The sequence below is a fragment of the Nostoc sp. DSM 114159 genome (assembly GCF_053470285.1).
The window spans coordinates 4,396,976-4,417,178 of the sequence record NZ_JBPFEH010000001.1; the positions used below are offsets into that span (position 1 = coordinate 4,396,976).

At 42.2% G+C, this 20,203-nt stretch carries 18 protein-coding genes and 1 pseudogene; 8 read left to right on the top strand and 11 right to left on the bottom strand.

The genetic code is table 11. The features are described 5' to 3' along the window. Window positions 1–70: 70 nt before the first annotated feature. The 5 genes from ACR5KR_RS18170 to ACR5KR_RS18190 all read right to left on the bottom strand — a co-directional run bounded on the left by ACR5KR_RS18170 (window position 71) and on the right by ACR5KR_RS18190 (window position 2,446). Entirely contained in the window at window positions 71–748 is a 678-nt protein-coding gene (locus ACR5KR_RS18170; RefSeq protein ID WP_445631127.1) for a DUF1877 family protein, read from the bottom strand. A gap of 117 nt (window positions 749–865) precedes the next feature. Continuing rightward, window positions 866–1,150, bottom strand: a complete 285-nt coding sequence (locus tag ACR5KR_RS18175; RefSeq protein WP_448267446.1) for a hypothetical protein — start codon at window positions 1,148–1,150, stop codon at window positions 866–868. Then, window positions 1,140–1,292, bottom strand: coding sequence for a BrnT family toxin (locus tag ACR5KR_RS18180; protein WP_448270252.1), 153 nt, complete (start codon window positions 1,290–1,292; stop codon window positions 1,140–1,142). The genes ACR5KR_RS18175 and ACR5KR_RS18180 overlap by 11 nt, the downstream gene beginning before the upstream one ends. Before the next feature lie 200 nt (window positions 1,293–1,492). Then, complete coding sequence (locus tag ACR5KR_RS18185) at window positions 1,493–1,822, bottom strand: DUF2973 domain-containing protein (protein WP_194045128.1); 330 nt, start codon at window positions 1,820–1,822, stop codon at window positions 1,493–1,495. 306 nt (window positions 1,823–2,128) lie between these two features. Continuing rightward, window positions 2,129–2,446: a DUF2605 domain-containing protein gene (locus ACR5KR_RS18190; RefSeq protein WP_322698212.1), complete on the bottom strand. Its 318-nt coding sequence runs from the start codon at window positions 2,444–2,446 to the stop codon at window positions 2,129–2,131. A gap of 217 nt (window positions 2,447–2,663) precedes the next feature. On the opposite strand from ACR5KR_RS18190, the gene ACR5KR_RS18195 reads away from it, so the two are divergent. Next, window positions 2,664–2,936, top strand: a complete 273-nt coding sequence (locus ACR5KR_RS18195; protein ID WP_448267447.1) for a hypothetical protein — start codon at window positions 2,664–2,666, stop codon at window positions 2,934–2,936. 352 nt (window positions 2,937–3,288) lie between these two features. Then, window positions 3,289–5,124, top strand: a complete 1,836-nt coding sequence (thrS, locus tag ACR5KR_RS18200) for a threonine--tRNA ligase (protein ID WP_448270254.1) — start codon at window positions 3,289–3,291, stop codon at window positions 5,122–5,124. Between the two features lie 247 nt (window positions 5,125–5,371). On the opposite strand, the gene ACR5KR_RS18205 is transcribed toward thrS, so the two are convergent. After that, entirely contained in the window at window positions 5,372–6,700 is a 1,329-nt protein-coding gene (locus tag ACR5KR_RS18205) for an IS4 family transposase (protein WP_448270096.1), read from the bottom strand. 604 nt (window positions 6,701–7,304) lie between these two features. Here ACR5KR_RS18205 and ACR5KR_RS18210 point away from each other — a divergent pair. After that, the gene (locus ACR5KR_RS18210) at window positions 7,305–7,820 is read left to right on the top strand and encodes a hypothetical protein (RefSeq protein ID WP_448267448.1); all 516 of its coding nucleotides are present in this window, start codon (window positions 7,305–7,307) and stop codon (window positions 7,818–7,820) included. A 420-nt stretch (window positions 7,821–8,240) separates the two neighbouring features. After that, the gene (locus tag ACR5KR_RS18215; protein ID WP_448267449.1) at window positions 8,241–8,483 is read left to right on the top strand and encodes a hypothetical protein; all 243 of its coding nucleotides are present in this window, start codon (window positions 8,241–8,243) and stop codon (window positions 8,481–8,483) included. A gap of 69 nt (window positions 8,484–8,552) precedes the next feature. Here ACR5KR_RS18215 and ACR5KR_RS18220 read toward each other — a convergent pair. Further along, a pseudogene (locus tag ACR5KR_RS18220) lies at window positions 8,553–10,367 on the bottom strand (NACHT domain-containing protein); the annotation flags it as partial. 49 nt (window positions 10,368–10,416) lie between these two features. Between ACR5KR_RS18220 and ACR5KR_RS18225 the strand changes: the two are divergent. Then, window positions 10,417–11,274, top strand: coding sequence for an Rpn family recombination-promoting nuclease/putative transposase (locus tag ACR5KR_RS18225; RefSeq protein WP_448267450.1), 858 nt, complete (start codon window positions 10,417–10,419; stop codon window positions 11,272–11,274). On the opposite strand, the gene ACR5KR_RS18230 is transcribed toward ACR5KR_RS18225, so the two are convergent. The 4 genes from ACR5KR_RS18230 to ACR5KR_RS18245 form a co-directional block, all read right to left on the bottom strand. Further along, window positions 11,260–11,598, bottom strand: coding sequence for a hypothetical protein (locus ACR5KR_RS18230; RefSeq protein ID WP_445631121.1), 339 nt, complete (start codon window positions 11,596–11,598; stop codon window positions 11,260–11,262). The two genes, ACR5KR_RS18225 and ACR5KR_RS18230, sit on opposite strands and share 15 nt — an antisense overlap. Window positions 11,599–11,808: 210 nt before the next feature. Then, the gene (locus tag ACR5KR_RS18235; RefSeq protein ID WP_448267452.1) at window positions 11,809–14,334 is read right to left on the bottom strand and encodes a cyclic nucleotide-binding domain-containing protein; all 2,526 of its coding nucleotides are present in this window, start codon (window positions 14,332–14,334) and stop codon (window positions 11,809–11,811) included. A gap of 504 nt (window positions 14,335–14,838) precedes the next feature. Beyond that, entirely contained in the window at window positions 14,839–15,486 is a 648-nt protein-coding gene (locus tag ACR5KR_RS18240; protein WP_448267453.1) for a response regulator transcription factor, read from the bottom strand. 3 nt (window positions 15,487–15,489) lie between these two features. Continuing rightward, window positions 15,490–16,710, bottom strand: coding sequence for a sensor histidine kinase (locus ACR5KR_RS18245; RefSeq protein WP_448267454.1), 1,221 nt, complete (start codon window positions 16,708–16,710; stop codon window positions 15,490–15,492). Window positions 16,711–17,069: 359 nt separating this feature from the next. Between ACR5KR_RS18245 and ACR5KR_RS18250 the strand changes: the two genes are divergently transcribed. From ACR5KR_RS18250 to ACR5KR_RS18260, 3 genes are all read left to right on the top strand, one after another. Further along, a complete protein-coding gene (locus tag ACR5KR_RS18250; protein ID WP_445631117.1) occupies window positions 17,070–17,447 on the top strand; it encodes a hypothetical protein in 378 nt (125 codons plus the stop codon). A 202-nt stretch (window positions 17,448–17,649) separates the two neighbouring features. Beyond that, on the top strand, window positions 17,650–18,930 hold the full coding sequence (locus ACR5KR_RS18255; RefSeq protein ID WP_445631116.1) for a S41 family peptidase: 1,281 nt from the start codon (window positions 17,650–17,652) through the stop codon (window positions 18,928–18,930). Window positions 18,931–19,275: 345 nt separating this feature from the next. Further along, window positions 19,276–20,184, top strand: a complete 909-nt coding sequence (locus ACR5KR_RS18260) for a hypothetical protein (RefSeq protein ID WP_445631115.1) — start codon at window positions 19,276–19,278, stop codon at window positions 20,182–20,184. The last annotated feature ends 19 nt before the right edge of the window (window positions 20,185–20,203 follow it).

The window sequence follows — 20,203 nt, forward strand, 5'->3', positions numbered from 1 at the left end:
CGCAGATAACTTTTGCATCAACTCTAGGGTTTCTTTCAGTCCGTTGCAACCGAATTATTAGCCTGCGGCATTAGTCTTGCATTTCCCACATGAAATCAACCCCGTAAAAACAACCGAGGTAGAGCAGCATACCTCTGGTTTCTTCAGCAGCTATCCTGTAGTAATCTGAAATACACTGAAAGATATACCAATATTCATCTACTTCCTCATCCCATAATGTTCTGTAAACATCTGGATTCAGCACACAAGCTTCTTCATATCTCTTAGCAAACTCTTTTTCTGAAATTTGAAGCAGCGCTTCGGAGATTTGCTGAGTTTCTGAGGGAACAAGATATTTTACAGGGCCGAAATCTTTGAAACTACGTTTTGTTCCTTCAATTGAGGTTCTGCCCATCACCGCATTGATTAGCAATCGGTTGTTTTCCTTTTTTCGGGCAACAATAAAAGGTATCTGACATTCTTCCCACGGAGATATGTCCTCAGTTAGCAAGTAGTGAATTGCGTGCCAATATGAATCAATATCTAGTCTTCCAATTTTCCATTGCTCTTCAGCAATAAGAGCGTCCAAGTTATCATTTATTCCTTTTTTTTTAAGTAGGTAGGTAGATGTTGAACTGCTCCGGTTTCTAGGGCTTCTTTTGCATGAAGATACAAGTCCAACACATACAAATCTTGTTTCGCTATCTCTAAAAAAGGTGCGGATATTTGTTTTAAGTTTCCCTCTATTCCCATTTGTTATCTGCTCCAAGATATTTCCTATATCTGTTCAAATGAGATGTCATACAGTTATAATTCAGACCTAAATCTTAAGGTGTGCCAGAACCTTGCCTTGTTTAACTGCTGATTGCGACAGAAAAATTGAAAACTACCGCTTAGTAGCTTCGCTGAGTGCTTCACGAATTATCTCATCACTCACACCATGCCGTTTCAAGCTGGCAATCAATGTAGAAACAGTATCACCCTCAAGTCGCTCAAGATCGGCTCGGAGTCTTTGTCCGATGTAAGCGCGAACTAATGGTTGATAACCAGAAAACCCTAACAATGGTGCTACTCGCTTCAAATCCTCAATCACATCTTCGGGAATGCGAATTGTGACTGTCGTCATTGGACGATTTTTATCGAGTCGCTTTTTTAAAACTTCAGCTTTCATAGTATTCACGTTCCTTACGCGTCGCTTTCCGAGCCGAGATGATCCGAATCATGTCATTTTCACGCTCAATGTAGACGACGTACAGAAGATGCTTTCTCCTCGTTCCAAAGGAAGGTGACACCATTAAGCACAAAAAAAACATCCACACCTCATAGTCTAGGCAAGATGTATTTACGTTGTCAATACGATTTGTTCTAAAAACTGTTAACTTACCAGCCTGACGATGCGATCGCCTCAAATTTCAGGATACTAATAAATTTCTACTAAAAAAAATTAAGGATGTAAAAACAACAATCATTTACACCCAAATTGCTAACAGACGCGATTAATCGCGTCTCTACATTATGCTTCTTCGGAATTATCTCTTTTATGTCCTGGGGATGCTTCGTAAAGTGCATCAAGATGTTGACGCGCATCTTCAACGTTAATCGAACGCATTACCAAAAGTGGCTCTTTAATTAAATTTCCAGCGCTATCTAATAACTCTGGATGGGGTACAAACTGTTTTTTTGATGAATAATAACCATAGTTGCCTTGGTTATTCATTGGCGAGGAATTCGTCGGGTAAGTTCGCTCCCGATCGAAACTGAACATAATCAGGTTACGAATTAAGTTGCCAACAGCTATAAATGCAAGGATTGTAAAAGCAAGAATGTAAAGCAGATGTAACATTGGATTTTCCTCCAGAACAGCAATTTTTAAAACTTTATTTTGTAACGCTTTGTTTCGCCGATACTGTACTCACAGTTAAGACGAATATTCTACGCACTTTTCAGGCGCTTACACTTATATGGAGCTATTTGTCAACCGTTATTCCACTTACGGTAGCATAGGATACATTATTTTGCTAATCCAGTTAATGTTAAGAAATTGTTAAGAATTTTCTACTATCTTTTTAACGACTGATTTACCATCTTGCGTAGACGCTTTCTTGGTAAGTCTTGAGACATCGCTAAGTTGTCTGCCGAAATTTAGCGCTTAGACTTCACGTCCTTGACGAAAGCGCATTGCGACATTCCAGCATTCTGTTACTAATTCATGCCAAGGCATTAAAGTTGCCATATCAATTCCGACTTGTTTATCAGTTGCATTAAATAGCATCTTCGCCGTATTTAGTTCATCCTGGGCTTGCTTAACCCGCAAGAGCAAGTCAGATTGCTCTTGATGACTCATAAATGAGAGTTCCTCAGTTTCGAGTAAATGGCGCGATCGCGTAAACCAATGCTGAAAATCTTCCAGCAGCGGATCTAAAACCGTTTTCAACAACTCAGTCCCTGGTAAATTTGAGTCTGACATAAATAAGAGGAATATTTCAAACTTGCTTACTAATATTAACGTTATTTACGTTTCTTAATACTTTTTAGATTTCTCTCATAATTTCTTGATGTAAAATTTTGTAACAAAGAACACAAAATTTATTATATAGTCTTGATATCTGGTTTGTACAGTGCCTTTGGACAGGCATCTATAGGTATATATGACATCGAGTTGTAATTCATAAGATAATTTCGCGATGTCTACGACGGGCTACGCCTACGCGGGCAATCCTGAATTTGACATTCAGGTAACAAATCAAAAATTTATCTTTATTTTTGGATTGAAGAATTCACGAGTCAAAATTCAGGACTCATACCGTTTCACTTTAAAAGTGATACAAATAGACGGCAGGGAGCAGGAGGCAGAAAGCAGGGGGAAAGAATTAAAGACGAATCATTTGTATCAAGTATTTTGTGAAATGGTATCAGAATCAAACCGCTACACAAAGTCATTAGTTATTAGTCATTAGTCTAAGAGAAAGCACGCCCACTCTGTAACATAGTTTGAATTACTCCGATGCAAGAAAAAGTTTTTCTGTCCACCATCAAAGTAAGTTTACGGTGAGCTTTGTTGAACTGCTCATGGCATTGCAAGGGATGGGGTATGCACCAATAACCAATGACAAATGACAAATACTTCGACTACGCTCAGTACAAGTGACAAATGACAAATGACTACTTAACCAAAGTCGTTATAGTTGAATACCAATAACCAATGACAAATGACAAATGACTACTTAACCAAAGTCGTTATAGTTGAATAAGCTTACAGATTCAGATAAATCACCTTTTGTAATCACCTCGCCAACGGTTCAGCAGCCAATGTCGCCAAATTCATCAAATCAGTCACAACAGTTAGAACAAGTTGAAAAAATCTATTTACCGCGTACCAGCGAATCGGAGAACTTAAAAAAGATTCGCCACACTGCTTCCCATGTTATGGCAATGGCGGTACAAAAGCTGTTTCCCAAGGCGCAAGTTACAATCGGCCCTTGGATAGAAAATGGTTTTTACTATGATTTCGACAGTCCAGAACCATTTAGCGAAAACGATCTCAAAGCCATCAAGAAAGAAATGGCGAAGATTATCAATCGCAAATTGCCAGTAATTCGGGAAGAAGTCAGCCGCGAAGAAGCCGAACGCCGGATTCAGGAAATTAAGGAACCTTACAAGCTAGAAATCCTGGCAGATATCAAAAACGAACCAATCACAATTTACCACCTGGGGAATGAATGGTGGGATTTGTGTGCAGGGCCTCATTTGGAAAATACCAGTGAATTAAACCCGAAAGCAATTGAACTAGAAAGCGTTGCTGGCGCTTATTGGCGTGGAGATGAAACTAAAGCCCAATTACAACGCATCTACGCCACCGCTTGGGAAAGTCCAGAACAACTCGCTGAATATAAGCGACGCAAAGAAGAAGCGCTACGGCGAGATCACCGAAAACTGGGTAAGGAACTGGGATTATTTGTATTTTCCGATCTAGTGGGGCCGGGTTTACCTTTGTGGACACCCAAAGGCACTCTGTTACGCAGTACTTTAGAAGACTTCCTCAAGCAAGAACAGGTAAAACGGGGTTATTTATCTGTAGTAACACCTCATATTGCCAGAGTAGATTTATTTAAAACCTCTGGACATTGGCAGAAATATAAAGAAGATATGTTCCCCTTAATGGCGGACGATCAAGAAGCTGCTGCACAGGAACAAGGCTTCGTTATGAAGCCGATGAACTGCCCCTTCCATATCCAAATATATAAAAGTGAGTTACGTTCTTATCGGGAATTGCCGATGCGACTGGCGGAATTTGGCACTGTTTACCGCTACGAACAATCAGGGGAATTGGGCGGTTTAACGCGGGTGCGCGGCTTTACTGTAGATGATTCTCACCTGTTCGTTACCCCAGAACAACTCGATAGTGAATTCCTTAGTGTAGTGGATTTGATTTTGTCGGTGTTCAATAAGCTGCAACTGAAGAACTTTAAAGCTAGACTGAGTTTCCGCGATCCTGCTAGTGATAAGTACATCGGTTCAGATGAAGTTTGGGACAAAGCCGAAGGTGCAATTCGCCGTGCAGTTGAAACCTTGGGGATGGAACACTTTGAAGGTATTGGAGAAGCAGCTTTTTATGGGCCTAAACTCGACTTTATCTTTAGTGATGCCCTAGAACGGGAGTGGCAATTAGGAACTGTACAAGTAGATTACAACTTGCCAGAACGCTTTGATTTGGAATACGTCGCTGAAGATGGTGTTCGCAAACGCCCAGTGATGATTCACCGTGCGCCTTTTGGTTCGCTGGAACGGTTGATTGGGATCTTAATTGAAGAATATGCAGGTGATTTTCCTTTGTGGTTAGCGCCAGTGCAAGCTAGATTACTACCAGTGGGCGATACACAGCTAGACTTTGCTAAAGATGTGGTAGCGAAAATGAGAGCCTTGGGCATCCGTGCAGAAGTTGATACCAGTGGCGATCGCTTGGGTAAACAGATTCGCAATGCAGAGAAAGAAAAAATACCCGTGATGGCAGTGGTAGGAGCTAAGGAAGTGGAAACTAATACCTTGAGTATCCGTACCCGCGCCTCTGGAGAATTAGGAGTTATCCCTGTCGATGAGGTGGTAGATAAAATGAAGGATGCGATCGCTAAGTTCGAGAATTTCTAAAATATAACCAAAGACGCACACTAATTATAATTGGTGTGCGTTTTGTCTATTAGATTCAAATCATTGGCTAGGTGGTAAGTATCTAGGCATAAATAAATTTATTGTTTGTAGTAAGGACTTTAGTCCTGATAATCCTTGCTCTGAGCGATAAATCGCTCGCTACAAACTCGGAGTTTATTTTATATTTAATTAACGTGAGTTCGACGAGTGCGATTTTGACCTCTCCCCCAGCCCCTCTCCTACCAGGCTATGGTGTACACACAAGTTTGCCCAGAGCGAGCTTCCAGCCAAAAAAGGTGGATTCAAATTGCTCAAGTCCGCGGCTCAAAGTAGTAATACCGGGAGGTTTTTGGGATTTGTAACCAGACCAACCACCAAGCCGAGCGATAATCCAAGTCGCCCAAGCAAGAGTTGAAGGAGGATAGGGATTTTGTTGCAGTCGAGTTTTACCTTCTAAAGTAGGAGCAATAGTAGATAAATATTGCTGTTGCTCATGAGAAAAAGCAATATTTGCCGGTAAATCAGGATGATCCCGTCCACCAATCAGTTGTAAAATTCGCACAGCAACAGACAAGGCTAATATAGTTAATCGTTGAATGGCGGTAACCGACTCTAATTGGGTGGCTTCGAGATTTAATCCGGCAGTTTTGAGTGTGGCAAACAGTTGTTCAATTCGCCATCGCCATGTGTACCATCGAATCACCTGTAGTGCTTGTTCTAAACAAACGACTTGGTGGGTAGTGAGTAATCGCCAATGAATCGGTGCTTGACCTGATGGTGGGTTGACTTCAACTGCTTCCACTGCGTAAAGTGTCACACTAGGGGGATAATCTTGCCCATTCAACTTATCTGGACGTTGAATTTTCACTACCGCACGGCGAACAATTAATAATGCCTCCCTTGCTGTTCTACTTTGGCGTGCATCTGACGGCACATTGACTGTATAAGTACCCTCACTGGGCTGTTCATTTAAGTATGTATAAAGTGATTGGGTTTTTCCCACAAGGCGACGGTCAATGCGCGCTCTCACCAACACATGATTGTCTTGATTTGGGACTGTAGCAAATTCCTCATACATATCGCTTTCGCGGTCGGCGATGTGAGTCACTATTTTGGCATTGCCAATAGTTAAACATCTTTGCGTTTCTTCGGCAGAACGTAGCCACTTGTATGATTCTTTCTTTTCTATTGGTAATCGGCTGTAATTGCGCTCATGCTTATCCTGATGGTTAATATCTCTCGTCCACAGTTGTACTGTACTTATCCCCAAGGGAAATCCATTTGCTGCATCTAATACTAGTGTTGGATGAATATAAAATCCTACATCCGTGTTGTTTCCGACTACACCGACACCCTTTGCTTTCAACCTGCCTACATGAGACTGCAAGTTAATTTCGCTTGTATCACTGATAGCTAATATATGCTTTCCTTCTACATGAGTTACGCATTCGTCTGATAGGCTTCGCACTAATTCCCCTACTGTCACATTCTCATTCTCCAAAAACCGATAGTATCCTACTTGTTCGGCTCTATTTTTACTTATTTGGCGAATGCTCACTGATTGATTTTTTCCCAAAGCTTCGTACAATGCTGCCCCCTTTTAGAGAGTCGCGGGTCTCCAAATGCTTTTCCCTCAACTGCTTGCGCGTGTCTTTTGATTGGATTTTCCATCACCTTTTTCTCCCCACAACTCCTTCCCTTATTACTTTACTTGGACTTGTGTGTACACCGTAGCCTAAAAGGAGAGGGAGGCTGGGAGGGAGAGGTATGTCGAACTCACGTTTAATTATGTCTGCCTACTTAGGTTTTGGCAAAGGTGCTATCGCGTTCTACTTGCAGGCTGAAACCCTAATTTTGCAGTAACCTGTAAACTTTCTGCATAAATTGATTTAAACCTACTGACAATATTAATCAGGTGAATTCATGAGTTTTGAATACTCATTAACGGAGTTCAAAGGTGGATTCATCCAGTTCAAAAAATCATTTTAATTTTAACTTTTCACTAGAATTTGCAGGTCAGAAAGTATCACAGACAACAAAACTTTTATCGATTGCCGCACTTAAGAAAACTTTTCGAGTTATTCAATACTGTTAGGATTAATTTAAAGACTTGTGGAATCTGCTCTTCCTAAACAGACTGGACTTGCATAAATTACTGTCAACAATTTTTGACTCACATCATGAACCGCTTTACCTCTATTTTGCTCGCCGGTTTGATAGCATCTGCTTCAGCTTTGGCTATTTCTCCAAAAGCTGATGCTAATACACCAGCATCTTATCTTGCTGAGTTAGATAACTACAGCTATCAACGCAACGATGAAGGTAACTACGAACTTCATAGTCGTCACTATAGAAATGATGACTATGACCGCCAGAACGACCTTTGGAATATTCGTGACGATCGCCAATACGATCGCGACAATAACCGTCGCTATGAGCGCGATCGTAATCGCCGTTATGAACGCGAAAATAATCGCCGATATGAACGCGAAAATAATCGCCGTTATGAACGCGATAATTACCGTCGTTATCAGCGCGAAAATAATCGCCGTTATGAGCGCGATAATTACCGTCGTTATGAACGCGAAAATAATCGCCGATATGAGCGCGAAAATAACCTTCGCAACATTGATAATAACCGTCGCTATGAGCGCGATCGCGGCTGGGAACGTCGAATCATTGTGCCTACGTATTAATCTTAGTTCCAAGTGAACTGAGCATTGATTCTACTTGGCAGTAGGACAGACACAATCTCTTTATTCCAGTCATTCCAATATCTGACTTTTCACTCTTATTTAGAAAACCTCGCTTCTATTCCCTAGTTAATGAAGCTTGCTCAGGGATTAGGTTTAGCGTTAGCTTTTCTACATGATGTGAAAGGTCAGATTTTTATTAAATTAAGAATTTACCCTTAGAGGATGTTTGAAAAGTCCTCTTCTTGGTAGCAAAACGTTCTAGATCCCCCTAAATCCCCCGATAAATTGGGGGACTTTGAAAGGTTTTGCCCCCCTTTTTAAGGGGGGTTGGGGGGATCAATAAGTGCCTAAAATCACAGCCAACCACTTTTCAAACAACCTCTTAGTCTAGACTCATTAATGGAGTTCAGAGGTTCATTAATGGAGCTAAAAGGCTCATTAATGGAGTTCAGAGGTTCATTAATGGAGCTAAAAGGCTCATTAATGGAGTTCAAAGGCTCATTAATGGAGCTAAAAGGCTCATTAATGGAGTTCAAAGGCTCATTAATGGAGATAAAAGGCTCATTAATGGAGCTAAAAGGTTCATTAATGGAGATAAAAGGCTCATTAATGGAGATAAAAGGCTCATTTGAATTAAATCAAAAATTTCGCCTCAGACTATAAGTCTCTTTCTTAAATTACGAATTACGTTAGCGTAGCGGGGCGTAGCCCATTACGAATTACGAATTAATCTCACGTCCTTGGCCGCAACAATTGCACAAAGGTATCACTCACAGTATGGTCTTTGGTATCGGCAGCGTATTGAACTAATTTTTCCTTCAGTTCTGTGGCTGCATCTAACGGGAGTAAGGTTGCTAGCAAAAAGTAGACACCACGAAAACGAGGGTCGTCCATGTGGTCAAGGAGACGGTTTTTAGCTTCCTCACTCTCGCCGAGAAAGTTCTGCACCAAAAAGAAATCCATAATCTTATCGTGGCGGAAGTACCATTCTCTCTTGGCTTCGCCTTTTTCGTCTTGCCACTGACGGCTGACAACCATTTTATATTTGTCGTCTGACAAAGACTGTAATACCTGGTAAAATTCATCCGCAGGTAACGCCTGTTCATCATTCAACCGCATTTGATAGACAGCATCAGAGAATTTTTTCAGCGGAAATTCCTGGTTCCAGTCTTGCAAGTATTCTGCTGCCATCAAATTATATTGATGTTGTTGCAAGTGAAACAAATCGGGGTATTCGCCTTGGGATAGCATCAGGGCTACCACAGTTAAATCCATTGGATTAGAGAGAACCTTCTCAATCGCGCTTAATTCTTGTGGTGATTGCTGATTACTGAGGGCTTTGGTTAAAAAACTAGCAGTGGCTTGCTCATAATTAGTACCTTGAACTTTGGCATTTTTGGGCAGTCGTGGCTGACGGGAAATCAGAAATTGCTGAATTTGTGGTTCTTCAAGGGGCAGCAATTTATATATTTTGGCTGTTGAGGGTGGTGTCCACTCTAGGGGTTGGGTGGTCATGATGATGTTACCCCGGAAATAGCTTTCGGCAAACTGACAGATTTTTGCTCTGGTGTCGGCGGTAACTTCATTGAGTCCGTCAATGCAAATATCTAATGCGCCACTGTAAATTAAATTCTTGAGAAAATCAGCATCTTGTGCTTGTCCGTGCAGCTTGGCTTGAATTGCCTCAATTACCCCTTTGTCACACTTGTGTGCAGGTAGATAAACCACAAGCCGCCCAGAAGTTTTGACCAAATAGCGCAGATACATTGACTTACCCAAGCCAGAATCACCTTCCAAGATGACTTGTCCTTTGATGCTAGGTAGCACTTGGGTAATTGGTACGGGTTCATCTACACCGGGAACTTTCACTTTAGAATTTGGGAAGTAAGCTTCGGGGTTAAAATTATCTAACCCGGCATCGGCTAGTAGAGAAGGCTTGAAGGGTTCAAATAACTTTTCGCGGAAAAAGGGAACCCAGGTGAGAATTAAGCCGACGTAGCCGACACCGAGAATGCGCCTCACCCAAGGATTCCAGAAGAAGATGGCTTGAACTTGGGGAAATTTGGGATAAGCGAAGATGAGGACAAGCCAAAAGGCAGCGTGAATCAAAATAGTTGTTCTGGCGTTGAACAACCACTGCCACCTTTTGAGGTTAACTATTACTGATTGCAGTGAATCAGCTTCGGTGGAGCCGGCGTTTTTGAGGTTGTTGTAGTGAGTTTCTAAAATAACAATATCTTGTGGTTGCCAAGAGACTTTTCTCGCAACTACAGCAATTTGTTTTGCTAAGTCTTCCCGTAATCGTACAAAACCTTGACTAGGTTCCCAAGCTTGGGCAAATATTTTGAGAGTTTTATCACCGCGATCGTGGGTTAATGAAACAGGAATTGTTTTAGTGTCAGGAAAACCCAGCCATGTGAGCAGTGTTTTGACTTCATCAGTGCCGCCACCCAGGAAATAGCTTAAAAATCGCCACTGTGCAAATTCTGATTGACCTGCGTAATAAATGCTATCCAGAATTACAACAACATTATTCAGGTTGAGTTGTACTCCACGAGATAATAACAATACTTCATTTGATTGTTGGCGATCGCTAATGTCTTTTGATAACCTCTGCAAACTACTATCCGAAAAACATCCTGCTACCTTTGCCAGTTGGGTATTAGGAACACCGCAAACTTCCGTCACAGTTCTCAAAACCGAATTGAGCATCGAACCAATTCGCGCTGATTATGTCACATTTTTACAGCTACAAGGACGCATTCTCCACCTGGAATTTCAAACCAAACTAGAATCTACACCACCCCTACCCCTGCGGATGCTAGATTATTGGGTACGCTTGTATCGTTTATATCGTCTACCAATAACGCAAGTTGTCGTATTACTGCTTCCCCCTGCACCGGGAACAGTAATTGAAACTGTCTTCTGTGTCGAAACTACCCGTCATGAATATCGCGTGATTCGCTTATGGGAAGAAAATCCTGAACTATTCCTCAATGACCCAGCTTTGTTACCATTAGCACCACTGACCGCAACCACGCAACCTCAAGGATTGTTGCAACAAGTTGTGAGAAAAGTTAGTCAACTTGAGCCAAGACAACGACCAGAAATTTCCGCTTATACCCAAATCTTAGCGGGGTTAAAATACAATCAAGATTTGATTCGACAATTATTTCGGGAGGGTATGATGCGCGAGTCAGTGATTTATCAAGAAATTCTCGCTGAAGGCGAACAACGAGGACGGGAACAAGGACGAGAAGAAGGGCGAAAGACAGAAGGGCAATTGCTCATTCTCCGTCAACTTACTCGACGGGTGGGAGAATTACCCCAAGAGATGCTAAACCGGATTGAAAATCTCTCTTTAGAACAATTAGAAAATCTTGGTGAAGCATTGTTAGATTTTCAAGCGATCGCGGATTTAGAAGCCTGGTTTGCTACATTAGAGTTCAATTAACTTGAAGCCCCAAGGTTTGAGAGCCGCTAAAGCTATTTCTTCACTTACACCTTCATAAGCCTCCCATTCCAACGGATGCTCTTTAGGATGTCCGTCGCCAACATTACCTGCAACTTTAATTATTGGACAGTTGGCGATGCGATCGCGCTCCAATCCTCTTGGAACTACTAGTTGGATTTTGTGCCCGATAAACTTCGATGTACTATCATTAGCTACAGATTCACGGATTAAACAAATATCACCAGCAGTCCCCCAAGTCGTTTGGTAAATGTGGAGGAATGATATATAAGTTGCTGGTTTGATGGGTTTTTTTATAACGTGCATTATCTGTAATCCTTACACTATGAGTCAAAAATCATAAATCATATAAGTATTTTCTATCACGTTCGTAGGGAAGAATGTTCTTAACTGACATTTTCCACCTAGCCCAGGGTGCAGGGGAGCAGGTGGTCACTGAGCGTAGCCGAAGTGGGAGCAGGGGGAGAGTTAGAGACTTATCATTTGTATCTAGCATTTCGTGAAATGGTATAAAGCTCAAAAGACGATAATTGCCCACATACTAACTCCCAAAGCGATCGCTGTTAGGTGTTGCAGTATGAGCGATCGCGCTGGTTGCTTGGCAATTTTTTGCGTTAAAAACATAGTCAGTAACACGGAGAAAATTATTGTTGCACCTTGCAAAAACTCAATCACGGCCGGGTGAGCAACTAATATTGGCAATGGTTCGCCACTCAAACCAAAAGTAGCAAAGGTAACAGGTAAAATCCGCCCGCCTTCGCTTAAGCCTAAACGTAGATAGTGAGCTAAGTTTCCTCCTAAAACTAATGGGAGATAGCTATATGCAAGCTCTATAAATTTTCGAGGCTTACGGTTAGCGTTGAACAGTTGGAGCAAGCTATAAGCCCCAAAGATAAGAACGGCGGGAATAATTAACACTAGCAGCGATAATCCCAAGTGCTGCCAAAAATCAGTTAAATCCAGTTGTAAGCCTAACCAAGATTGCAATTCTGGCAAGCGATGTAAATATATACCACCTAACAGCAATAACAATAATGCTACTTCATAAGTACGGGGTACATGAGTTGTCCACAGTTCAATTCCAGGGGGACGTAAGTTGAACTCAACAGAGCGATGGGGACAAGCTTTCAGGCAAGTCATGCACAGTACGCAATCTCGGTTATCTTCTAATTGGGCTGGATGTGAGTATAAAGGACATCCATTCGTTTCCATACCTTCGCCCTTTTGCGGCCCGCCTTTATAACACTGATAAGTGGTGCAACTGGCAGAACATATCCCTTGCTGTGCCCGGAGTTCGGTCATTGAGAGTTTGGCAAATAAACCATTCATCCCGCCGATGGGACAGAGATAGCGACACCAAAACCGCCGCTCAAAAATAGCCGAGAAAATCATTGCCCCAGCAGTAATTAATAGCAGCAAACAAGCGCTGAGGTAAGCTGTATTTTCTAAATGCCAGAGTTCTTCCCATAAGAAAATTAGGGTAAATAAACCAAAGAGGAACCATCCGCCCCATTTTTCAGCTTGTTCTCTCGGCCAGCGTTTGAGTTTTCGAGGCCACAGCCATAAAGAGAGCTTTTGGGTGATTTCTCCATAAATCATGAAGGGACAAACAGAACACCAGATACGTCCTAAAAAGGGAAAGAGAAATAAGAAGAAAGGCCACCACCAAGCCCAAAATAGATTTAAGACGAAATTGCGATCGCGGGTTTGCGGCCCAATAAATAATATTGCCACAATAATCGCAAAAGCCGTTGCAGTAAAACCATAATTAATGCGATCGGGCCACCAATCACTACGTAAAAACCGCCGCAAATCAGGATAGGCATTTAACAAATTTACCCGAAATCGTTTTTTCTTAGTTTCGGCGGGCCAGAAAATTTCTTCTGTTAATTCATTTGCACCCTCAGCTTGGACAATCGCTCTTTCTACCAGATTTTTCAATTCCCTGAGATTGCCAGGAAAATCATAAGACTGGAGGCGACGCAAAGCTTCTGGGGTAATGTGCGGTTTAGAAATCCCTCGAGAGCGTGTATAAAGACTGGTATAATATTCTACCTGTGTCTGAATATCAGCTTTCCGCACCCGTAGCGGTGGTACTTTAATAATGTGACCAACAGAACGTTCAACTGTCGGCTGAGTTTTTTCTGAAACAATCAGAATTCTGGCTTGACTGGGACGAGGTTTGGGTGTTGAATCTCCAGAACGACTGACGGGGGTATATTTACCAGTTTTGAGCAACTCCGTCACCGCAGGTAATAATTCTTCGGGCAATTCTTGGATATTGTTGAGAACTAGAGTACCTTCTCCCAACCATTCCAACAGCCCTGGTTTGCCGCCAGCACGACCAAATAAATCTGCACCGCTAGTTTGGAGAATACCACAATTTAGTTTAATAATTGGTTCTCGCCGTTTCGGAGAACCAAAGTGGATAAGAGCTGCTATATTGTCTTTTTCTAACCCTGGTTCTCCGAAAATATCTACTGATTTGCGATCGCCAGCTGCTTCTCGAATTTGCTCCCGCAACCGCACAGCATAGCGACTTGTACCAACAATTCCGCGTTGTGCTTTGGTGACTAAATATGGACGCAAGGCAATAGAACGTTCTTGTTCATAGCCAAGTGCAGATGTTACCTGAGCTAATTCTTGAGCCAATTGACGCGAAAAAGCCTGAGCAATTTCCGGGTATTGAGTGACTAATTCCCGAAATTTAGCAGCAGGTACAACCCACAAGTGACATTCGGTTACTGTCGTAATTGTGAATGGAGTTGATTCATCCAACAGCAATTCTTTGAGTTCAATCACTGCACCGGGGAGAAATCCACAAGCTAAAGCTGGGTTGTTTTGATTGGTACTATTGCTTTCGAGTTGACCTTCTACAAGAATATAAAGGGCTTCTGGAGAATTGCCTTCACTAACTAAGTCAGTTTCGCCGGGTACAACTCGTTCTTCAATTACTTGAGCGATCGCATTTAATACTTCAGGCGAGAGAATTCCTAAACTTGTGCGTTCTTGTAGCCATGTAACCGTTTCTGGAGATGTCATATTTAGTTCTCCCTGTAGGCTGCTGTATAACAAGAATTATCGCTGAAAGAGTATGTCAAAATATCTATATTCAGTTGTTGTGTATTAAGACACAATGTGCATTGACTTCTTGCAAAAGTCATTTTTGCACTCTTGCGGGAAAAGGAACTGATGTTTTTTATTGTTCCTTTCCCCTTTTCCCCAAACCCAATTCCCTACAAATGCCAAGAAGTCTATTGACTTCTTGCCCAAGTAGACTAGTAGTTCGCCAAGTGAACTTGGCTCTTTTAAGGGGAAAGGGGAAAGGGGAAAGGTTTTAAATCCCTTACCCTTTACCCCTGCCCCTTATCCCCACTTCGTGGGGGCCCCACCTTCCCCTTTCCCCAGCCCTCACTCAGCATTTTTGGGTTGGCAGACTACTAGACTTTTTGCATAAGTCGGGAAAAGGAGAAGGGGCAAGGGGAAAAGGCTCTGCAAAAGTCCCCTTCCCCTTTAACCTTTACCCTTTTCCCCAAGAGGTCTACTCTACTTCAGTCCACTAAACAACGAATGGGCAAACAAAGCGGCTTGAGTGCGATCGCGTAAACTCAAGCGACTGAGAATATTAGTAACATAATTCTTAACAGTGTTTTCTGAAAGAAACAGCGATTCGGCAATTTCTCGGTTATTAGCTCCACTAGCAATTAACCGCAATACATCTAATTCTCTGGCCGTGAGTTGTGCTAATTCTGGAGGGGGTTGCACAGACGTGACAGGTGTGGTAGCTGGCGTGAGTGCTTTCTCAAACAATCCCGGCCCGAGTAGGGTTTGTCCTTTGTAGACGGATCGAATTGCTAACATTAATTCATCTGGTTCGGTGTCTTTGAGCAAATAGCCTTTTGCACCCAGCCGCATCGCCTGGAAAACATACTCATCATCATCGAAGGTGGTGAGGACGAGAACTTTAATTTCAGGATATTGTTGAGCGATCGCTTTTGTGGTAGCAACTCCATCCATTACGGGCATCCGAATATCCATTAGTACAATATCGGGTTTCAGTGCGGCAACCTGTTCGAGTGCCCGTTGCCCATTCTCCGCCTCACCGATTACCTGCATCTGGGCATTGGACTCAAGCATACTCTTAAGTCCCTGGCGAATAAGATGCTGATCGTCAACTAATAAAATCCGAATCATAAGCTAAAACACCAATAGCTTTGAGAGTGGCAAAGAAACAGAAATACAGCAACCTGTTCCTAGTTGACTGTGGAGATTTAACTGACCGCCCAGTGCAACCGACCGTTCTCGCATCCCTTGTAATCCAAACCCGGTTGTATTTTGAGTGGGGTTAAAACCTTTTCCATTGTCTTCGATTGACAGATGAATCATCCCAGTGTGAGCCAGAAGTTTAACGGTGACACTCGTCGCCTCGGCGTGTTTGCAAATATTTGTCAGCGATTCTTGCACAATGCGGAATAAAGCCGTGTTTACTTCTGTTGGTAAGGTGTGCGGGAGATCGATTTTACAAGATGGTTCAATACCTGTGGTTTGCTGAAAATCTGTCAGCAGCTTTTCAATAGCTGATTTGAGAGATTGCCCTTGCAAAGGATTTGAACGCAAAACCGAAAGCGATCGCCGAATTTCTAACAGCGCTTCAGCCCCCAGTTCTTTTGCCTGTTTGAGAAATGTTAATGCTTTGTCATTATTTGATTGCCAAAACAACAGAGTATTATTAATCTGAATGGTTTGGGCGGCGAGAGTGTGTCCCAACCCATCATGAATTTCGCGGGCAATTCGGTTGCGTTCTTGCAAGGTTGCTTGATCTTCAATCCGCAAGGCATACTGACACAGTTGTTGATTGATGATCTCTAATTGCTGATGAGCAATTTCTAACTGCTCTCGACTTTGGCGCTCTGCAAGCAGAGCATTAATTAACAATAAAGCGAATACTAAGGTTAAGCTAAACAATAATATATTACTTAATCGCCAATCCCAGGACATGAGGATCAGCTTATCTGGCAGAAAATTCTCAGGTACAATCGGTCTTGATAAAAGCAGCGTTCCATAAGCAAGCAGAGATAAAATCAAGACAGCCAACTGTCCCGATCGCTTAAATATGAGACAACTCCGCATCACCAATACCAGACACAGCAGGAAAACGGAGCGAGTCGATAAAGTATGTTGAGTTGCTGGCAGTAAAATTAAACCAAATTCCAGGGCTGTATAAATTAATTTACTTTCCGGCTTCACCATTGGTAGCTTCAAACCCATCAAGCTGAAAGTTGCGATCGCCATAACTCCTAGCGGCAAAGACCAGGACAACTGAAACGGCAGCAGAACTTCCATGAACGCTGCTGTGGCTAATAACAGCCACTCTAGGTAAAGCAACAGACGAAAAGATGGATAGGTCAAGCTAACCATAGAACTGTTCCAACTCAATGGTCTTTGTAACAAAACCATAGGTATTTTCACTATTTTAGAGGGAAATAGGTGCAGAAGACAGGAAGCTGAGAGATAGGTGCTGTTGAAATTAAACTCTCTTTCTATATAACGAATCTGTCTTTAGTATGGGTAGAGCCGTTCTGACTATTTAATTATTTCTAAATTAGGAAAAAAGTCACAATAATTTGAGTACTTTTTTCCTGGTCAGGTTAGGAATTCTAGCTCATGTGCAAACTCGTTCCAACTTTTAAGATTAGCTGGTGGAAGTAAATCAACAACTTTCATCAACTGAAATTGAGTCAGAACAGTTCTACACACAATAAAAACCAGAGAAATAAATGATTACAAAACAGATAATTTTACCAACCCTGCTACTTGCAACTATCCTAATTGGCGGAATGACAGGTTGCAGTTCTAAATCTCCAGATGTGTCTCAAGGGAATGATTCTGGCACAAAGGTATCTGATACTTCTACGACAAATCCAGCAGCGAATACGCCAGAACGCGCTCATAAGCGTGAAGAAATTCGCAAGCAAGTTGAGGCAGTTCTGACCCCAGATCAGGTAAAGGAATTATCAACGAAATTACAAAAAGGCGAAAAAATGCGTAAAGCAGTGTTTAGCCTGAATCTTACTGCTGAACAAAAGACTAAAATTCAGGATATTTTTAAGACTGCCTATCCCCACCGCAAAGGAAAATCTCAAGATAATTCGTAATTTGTCATTCGTAATTATGATTGCATAATGGTTCTAGAAATTTCAAATGAATGGTTGTTTCTGCCGTTTGTACAGTTTTATCAAAACATAATTCAAGAATCATCTGTGAGAATTTAGAAGTAATTATCTGCAACTATGGATATTCGTCCCTTGATTGATTAGATTCTAAATTCTGGATACTGAATTCTTCTTCAATTAAAGTATGTTTAAACAAAAATTGCTCGTCAAGATAGAACTGGCTGTTATAGCCACAATCTTTGTAGGAACTAGTCTCTACACTTCCAAAGCTCTAGGTAAACCACAACCTAGTTCTCAAAAACTGGTGGATGAGGTGTGGCAAATCCTAGATAAAAACTATGTTGATGTCAGCTTTAACCATCAAGATTGGCAAGCAATTCGCCAGCAGTATCTTAACCGTTCCTATAGTTCCAAGAAAGAGGCTTATGGGGCGATTGAAGAAATGGTGGCGAAATTAGGCGATCGCTACACCGAGTTTTTCGACCCACAAGAATTTAAAGCCCTAAATAACGATATTTCTGGCAACCTCAGTGGCGTAGGACTGGAACTGGCACAGAATGAAAAAACTAAAGCCTTAACCGTTGTCGCCCCAATTCAAGGAACCCCTGCTTTTAAAGCCGGTATTTTGCCGGACGATGTAATTGTCCAAATTAACGGTCAAAAAACGCAGGGGATGAAAATTGACGATGCCGTGAAGCGGATTCTAGGGCCCGTGGGAACCAAGGTAGTACTTATGATTCAACGGGGCAATCAATCGCAAACTTACAAACTTACTCGCGCCAATATTGCTATCCATCCTGTAACTTACAACACGCAAACAACAGCAGCAGGCAAAATTGGTTACATTCGTTTGCCAGAGTTTACGCAAACTGCCCCCGCAGAGATGCATCAGGCAATTGAAGCATTAGAAAAACAACAGGTGCAGGGCTACGTTTTGGATCTGCGTTCCGATCCGGGTGGATTGCTGGATGCAAGTTTGCAAATTGCCAGTATGTGGTTGAAGCAAGGAGCGATCGTGTCTTTGGTAAATAGAGACCAAGTGAAAGAGAGCTACAATGCATCGGGCCATCCTCTCACCGACAAACCCTTAGTAATATTAGTTGATAAGGGATCTGCTAGCGCCAGCGAAATTCTGTCGGGAGCGCTACAAGACGACAATCGCGCCACCTTAATCGGGACTCGCACCTTCGGTAAAGGTTTAGTTCAAGCCGTAGAGCCACTAGAGGATGGTTCGGGGCTGAAACTAACGATCGCTAAATACTATACACCGAAAGGTCGAGATATCAATCATGTCGGCATTGCCCCAGATATTAACGTGGCATTAACCGAGGCACAACAGAAAGCCTTAGTGCAAAACCGAACCTTGGCGACATTAGCCGATCCTCAATATGCTAGCGCTGTTGCTGATTTAAGCAAATTGATTCAGTCTGGGGGGAATCATGTGAGTTTACAGCGTGGGAAATGAAGCAGGCAAGGGGCAGGGGACAGGGGGTTTTACCTCAATTGAAGATTCAGACCACTTTTGAATAAGCAGCTCCAAATTGAAAATTTGGTGAGGGTCTTAAACACAAGACCCGTCTGATCGCGGCAGGAAACAATGTTTCGACTCCCAACTCTTGGAGAGGCTGCACTTCGACTTCGCTCAGTGACCACGCCAACGACTACGCGGTAGTTGAATCTCGACTTCGCTCGATTACCGCGCAGTCGAAACTCAGGGTAAGTCGCTCAACAACCGAGCAGTTTTCCTCCTGCCTCCTGCCTTCCTTAATAAACACTGTTGTGAACAAGCTAGGAACTGTATCTTTCTATCATGTCAACCCGCAAAGCCCAACGACTTCAAATTTGTGAACCAGTCCCAGGTTTGCAAATCTTGGTTCAACTCAGCAACACTCCTTTAGTGCGGACAATCATAGCTATTGTTACCCACCATCAGCTAGCAATTGTCGGGTTTGTATTTGTTGCCACCTTGGTTTTTGCTATGCGGGAAAATGCCCCTTGGCTAACAGTACCTAAACAGGTAGCGATTGAATTCTTTTCTGCTGTATCCCAGTCACTAGCTGCTTTATTGGGTGTGTTAATTGTTTTCCTCACTTTTACTAGTCAGTTGATCGCTCAAAGGAGATATGAGGATTACTATACACTTCAAATTCAGATTGACCAACTGATTCGTTTAACTCAGTCTCTTCCCCCCGAACTCAATAATTTTGATGAAACTCTGATCGCACTGATTAACTATTTAGTTCCTTTACATTTAAAGGATTTCCCAATTTGGTCAAATAGCTCTCAGGTGTTATCTTGGGACAAGCTTTTAGATAATTTTAAGAATGAACACGAATTGACGCAAGTGCAGCAACAATGCTCTTTAGCTACCCATTTGCACCAACAACAAATTTTACTTGTCATCAATAACATGGAAGAAATACTGGAAAGATTTTCCCGGCTTTACAATCGCATCCTAGAGATGAGTCGGTTCATTCTCGCGATTGTCAAGCTGTCATTTCTTCTAGGAGTTTCCCTTGTATTTTTACTGCTATTTGGCATTATCGATTTGCAAAGGAAATTTCCCGATCTCAGCCTACCTGTAATTGTTTCATTAGCAATTTGGGTACTGATTGCTCTTTTGGAACTAGTACTTGATACCTGGTTTTTTTATAAAACCCTTTATGGTCCATCAAGTCACTATTTGCACTTTTTCCCGAATAAAAAATACCCCAATTAATAGAATAGGCAGAGGCTAA

Coding starts and splice junctions, on each gene's coding strand:
- ACR5KR_RS18175 (WP_448267446.1), bottom strand. CDS start 1,150: ATGAAAGCTGAAGTTTTAAAAAAGCGACTCGATAAAAATCGTCCAATG.
- ACR5KR_RS18180 (WP_448270252.1), bottom strand. CDS start 1,292: ATGTTTTTTTTGTGCTTAATGGTGTCACCTTCCTTTGGAACGAGGAGA.
- ACR5KR_RS18185 (WP_194045128.1), bottom strand. CDS start 1,822: ATGTTACATCTGCTTTACATTCTTGCTTTTACAATCCTTGCATTTATA.
- ACR5KR_RS18190 (WP_322698212.1), bottom strand. CDS start 2,446: ATGTCAGACTCAAATTTACCAGGGACTGAGTTGTTGAAAACGGTTTTA.
- ACR5KR_RS18195 (WP_448267447.1), top strand. CDS start 2,664: ATGTCTACGACGGGCTACGCCTACGCGGGCAATCCTGAATTTGACATT.
- thrS (WP_448270254.1), top strand. CDS start 3,289: ATGTCGCCAAATTCATCAAATCAGTCACAACAGTTAGAACAAGTTGAA.
- ACR5KR_RS18210 (WP_448267448.1), top strand. CDS start 7,305: ATGAACCGCTTTACCTCTATTTTGCTCGCCGGTTTGATAGCATCTGCT.
- ACR5KR_RS18215 (WP_448267449.1), top strand. CDS start 8,241: ATGGAGCTAAAAGGCTCATTAATGGAGTTCAGAGGTTCATTAATGGAG.
- ACR5KR_RS18225 (WP_448267450.1), top strand. CDS start 10,417: ATGTCTTTTGATAACCTCTGCAAACTACTATCCGAAAAACATCCTGCT.
- ACR5KR_RS18230 (WP_445631121.1), bottom strand. CDS start 11,598: ATGCACGTTATAAAAAAACCCATCAAACCAGCAACTTATATATCATTC.
- ACR5KR_RS18235 (WP_448267452.1), bottom strand. CDS start 14,334: ATGACATCTCCAGAAACGGTTACATGGCTACAAGAACGCACAAGTTTA.
- ACR5KR_RS18240 (WP_448267453.1), bottom strand. CDS start 15,486: ATGATTCGGATTTTATTAGTTGACGATCAGCATCTTATTCGCCAGGGA.
- ACR5KR_RS18245 (WP_448267454.1), bottom strand. CDS start 16,710: ATGGTTAGCTTGACCTATCCATCTTTTCGTCTGTTGCTTTACCTAGAG.
- ACR5KR_RS18250 (WP_445631117.1), top strand. CDS start 17,070: ATGATTACAAAACAGATAATTTTACCAACCCTGCTACTTGCAACTATC.
- ACR5KR_RS18255 (WP_445631116.1), top strand. CDS start 17,650: ATGTTTAAACAAAAATTGCTCGTCAAGATAGAACTGGCTGTTATAGCC.
- ACR5KR_RS18260 (WP_445631115.1), top strand. CDS start 19,276: ATGTCAACCCGCAAAGCCCAACGACTTCAAATTTGTGAACCAGTCCCA.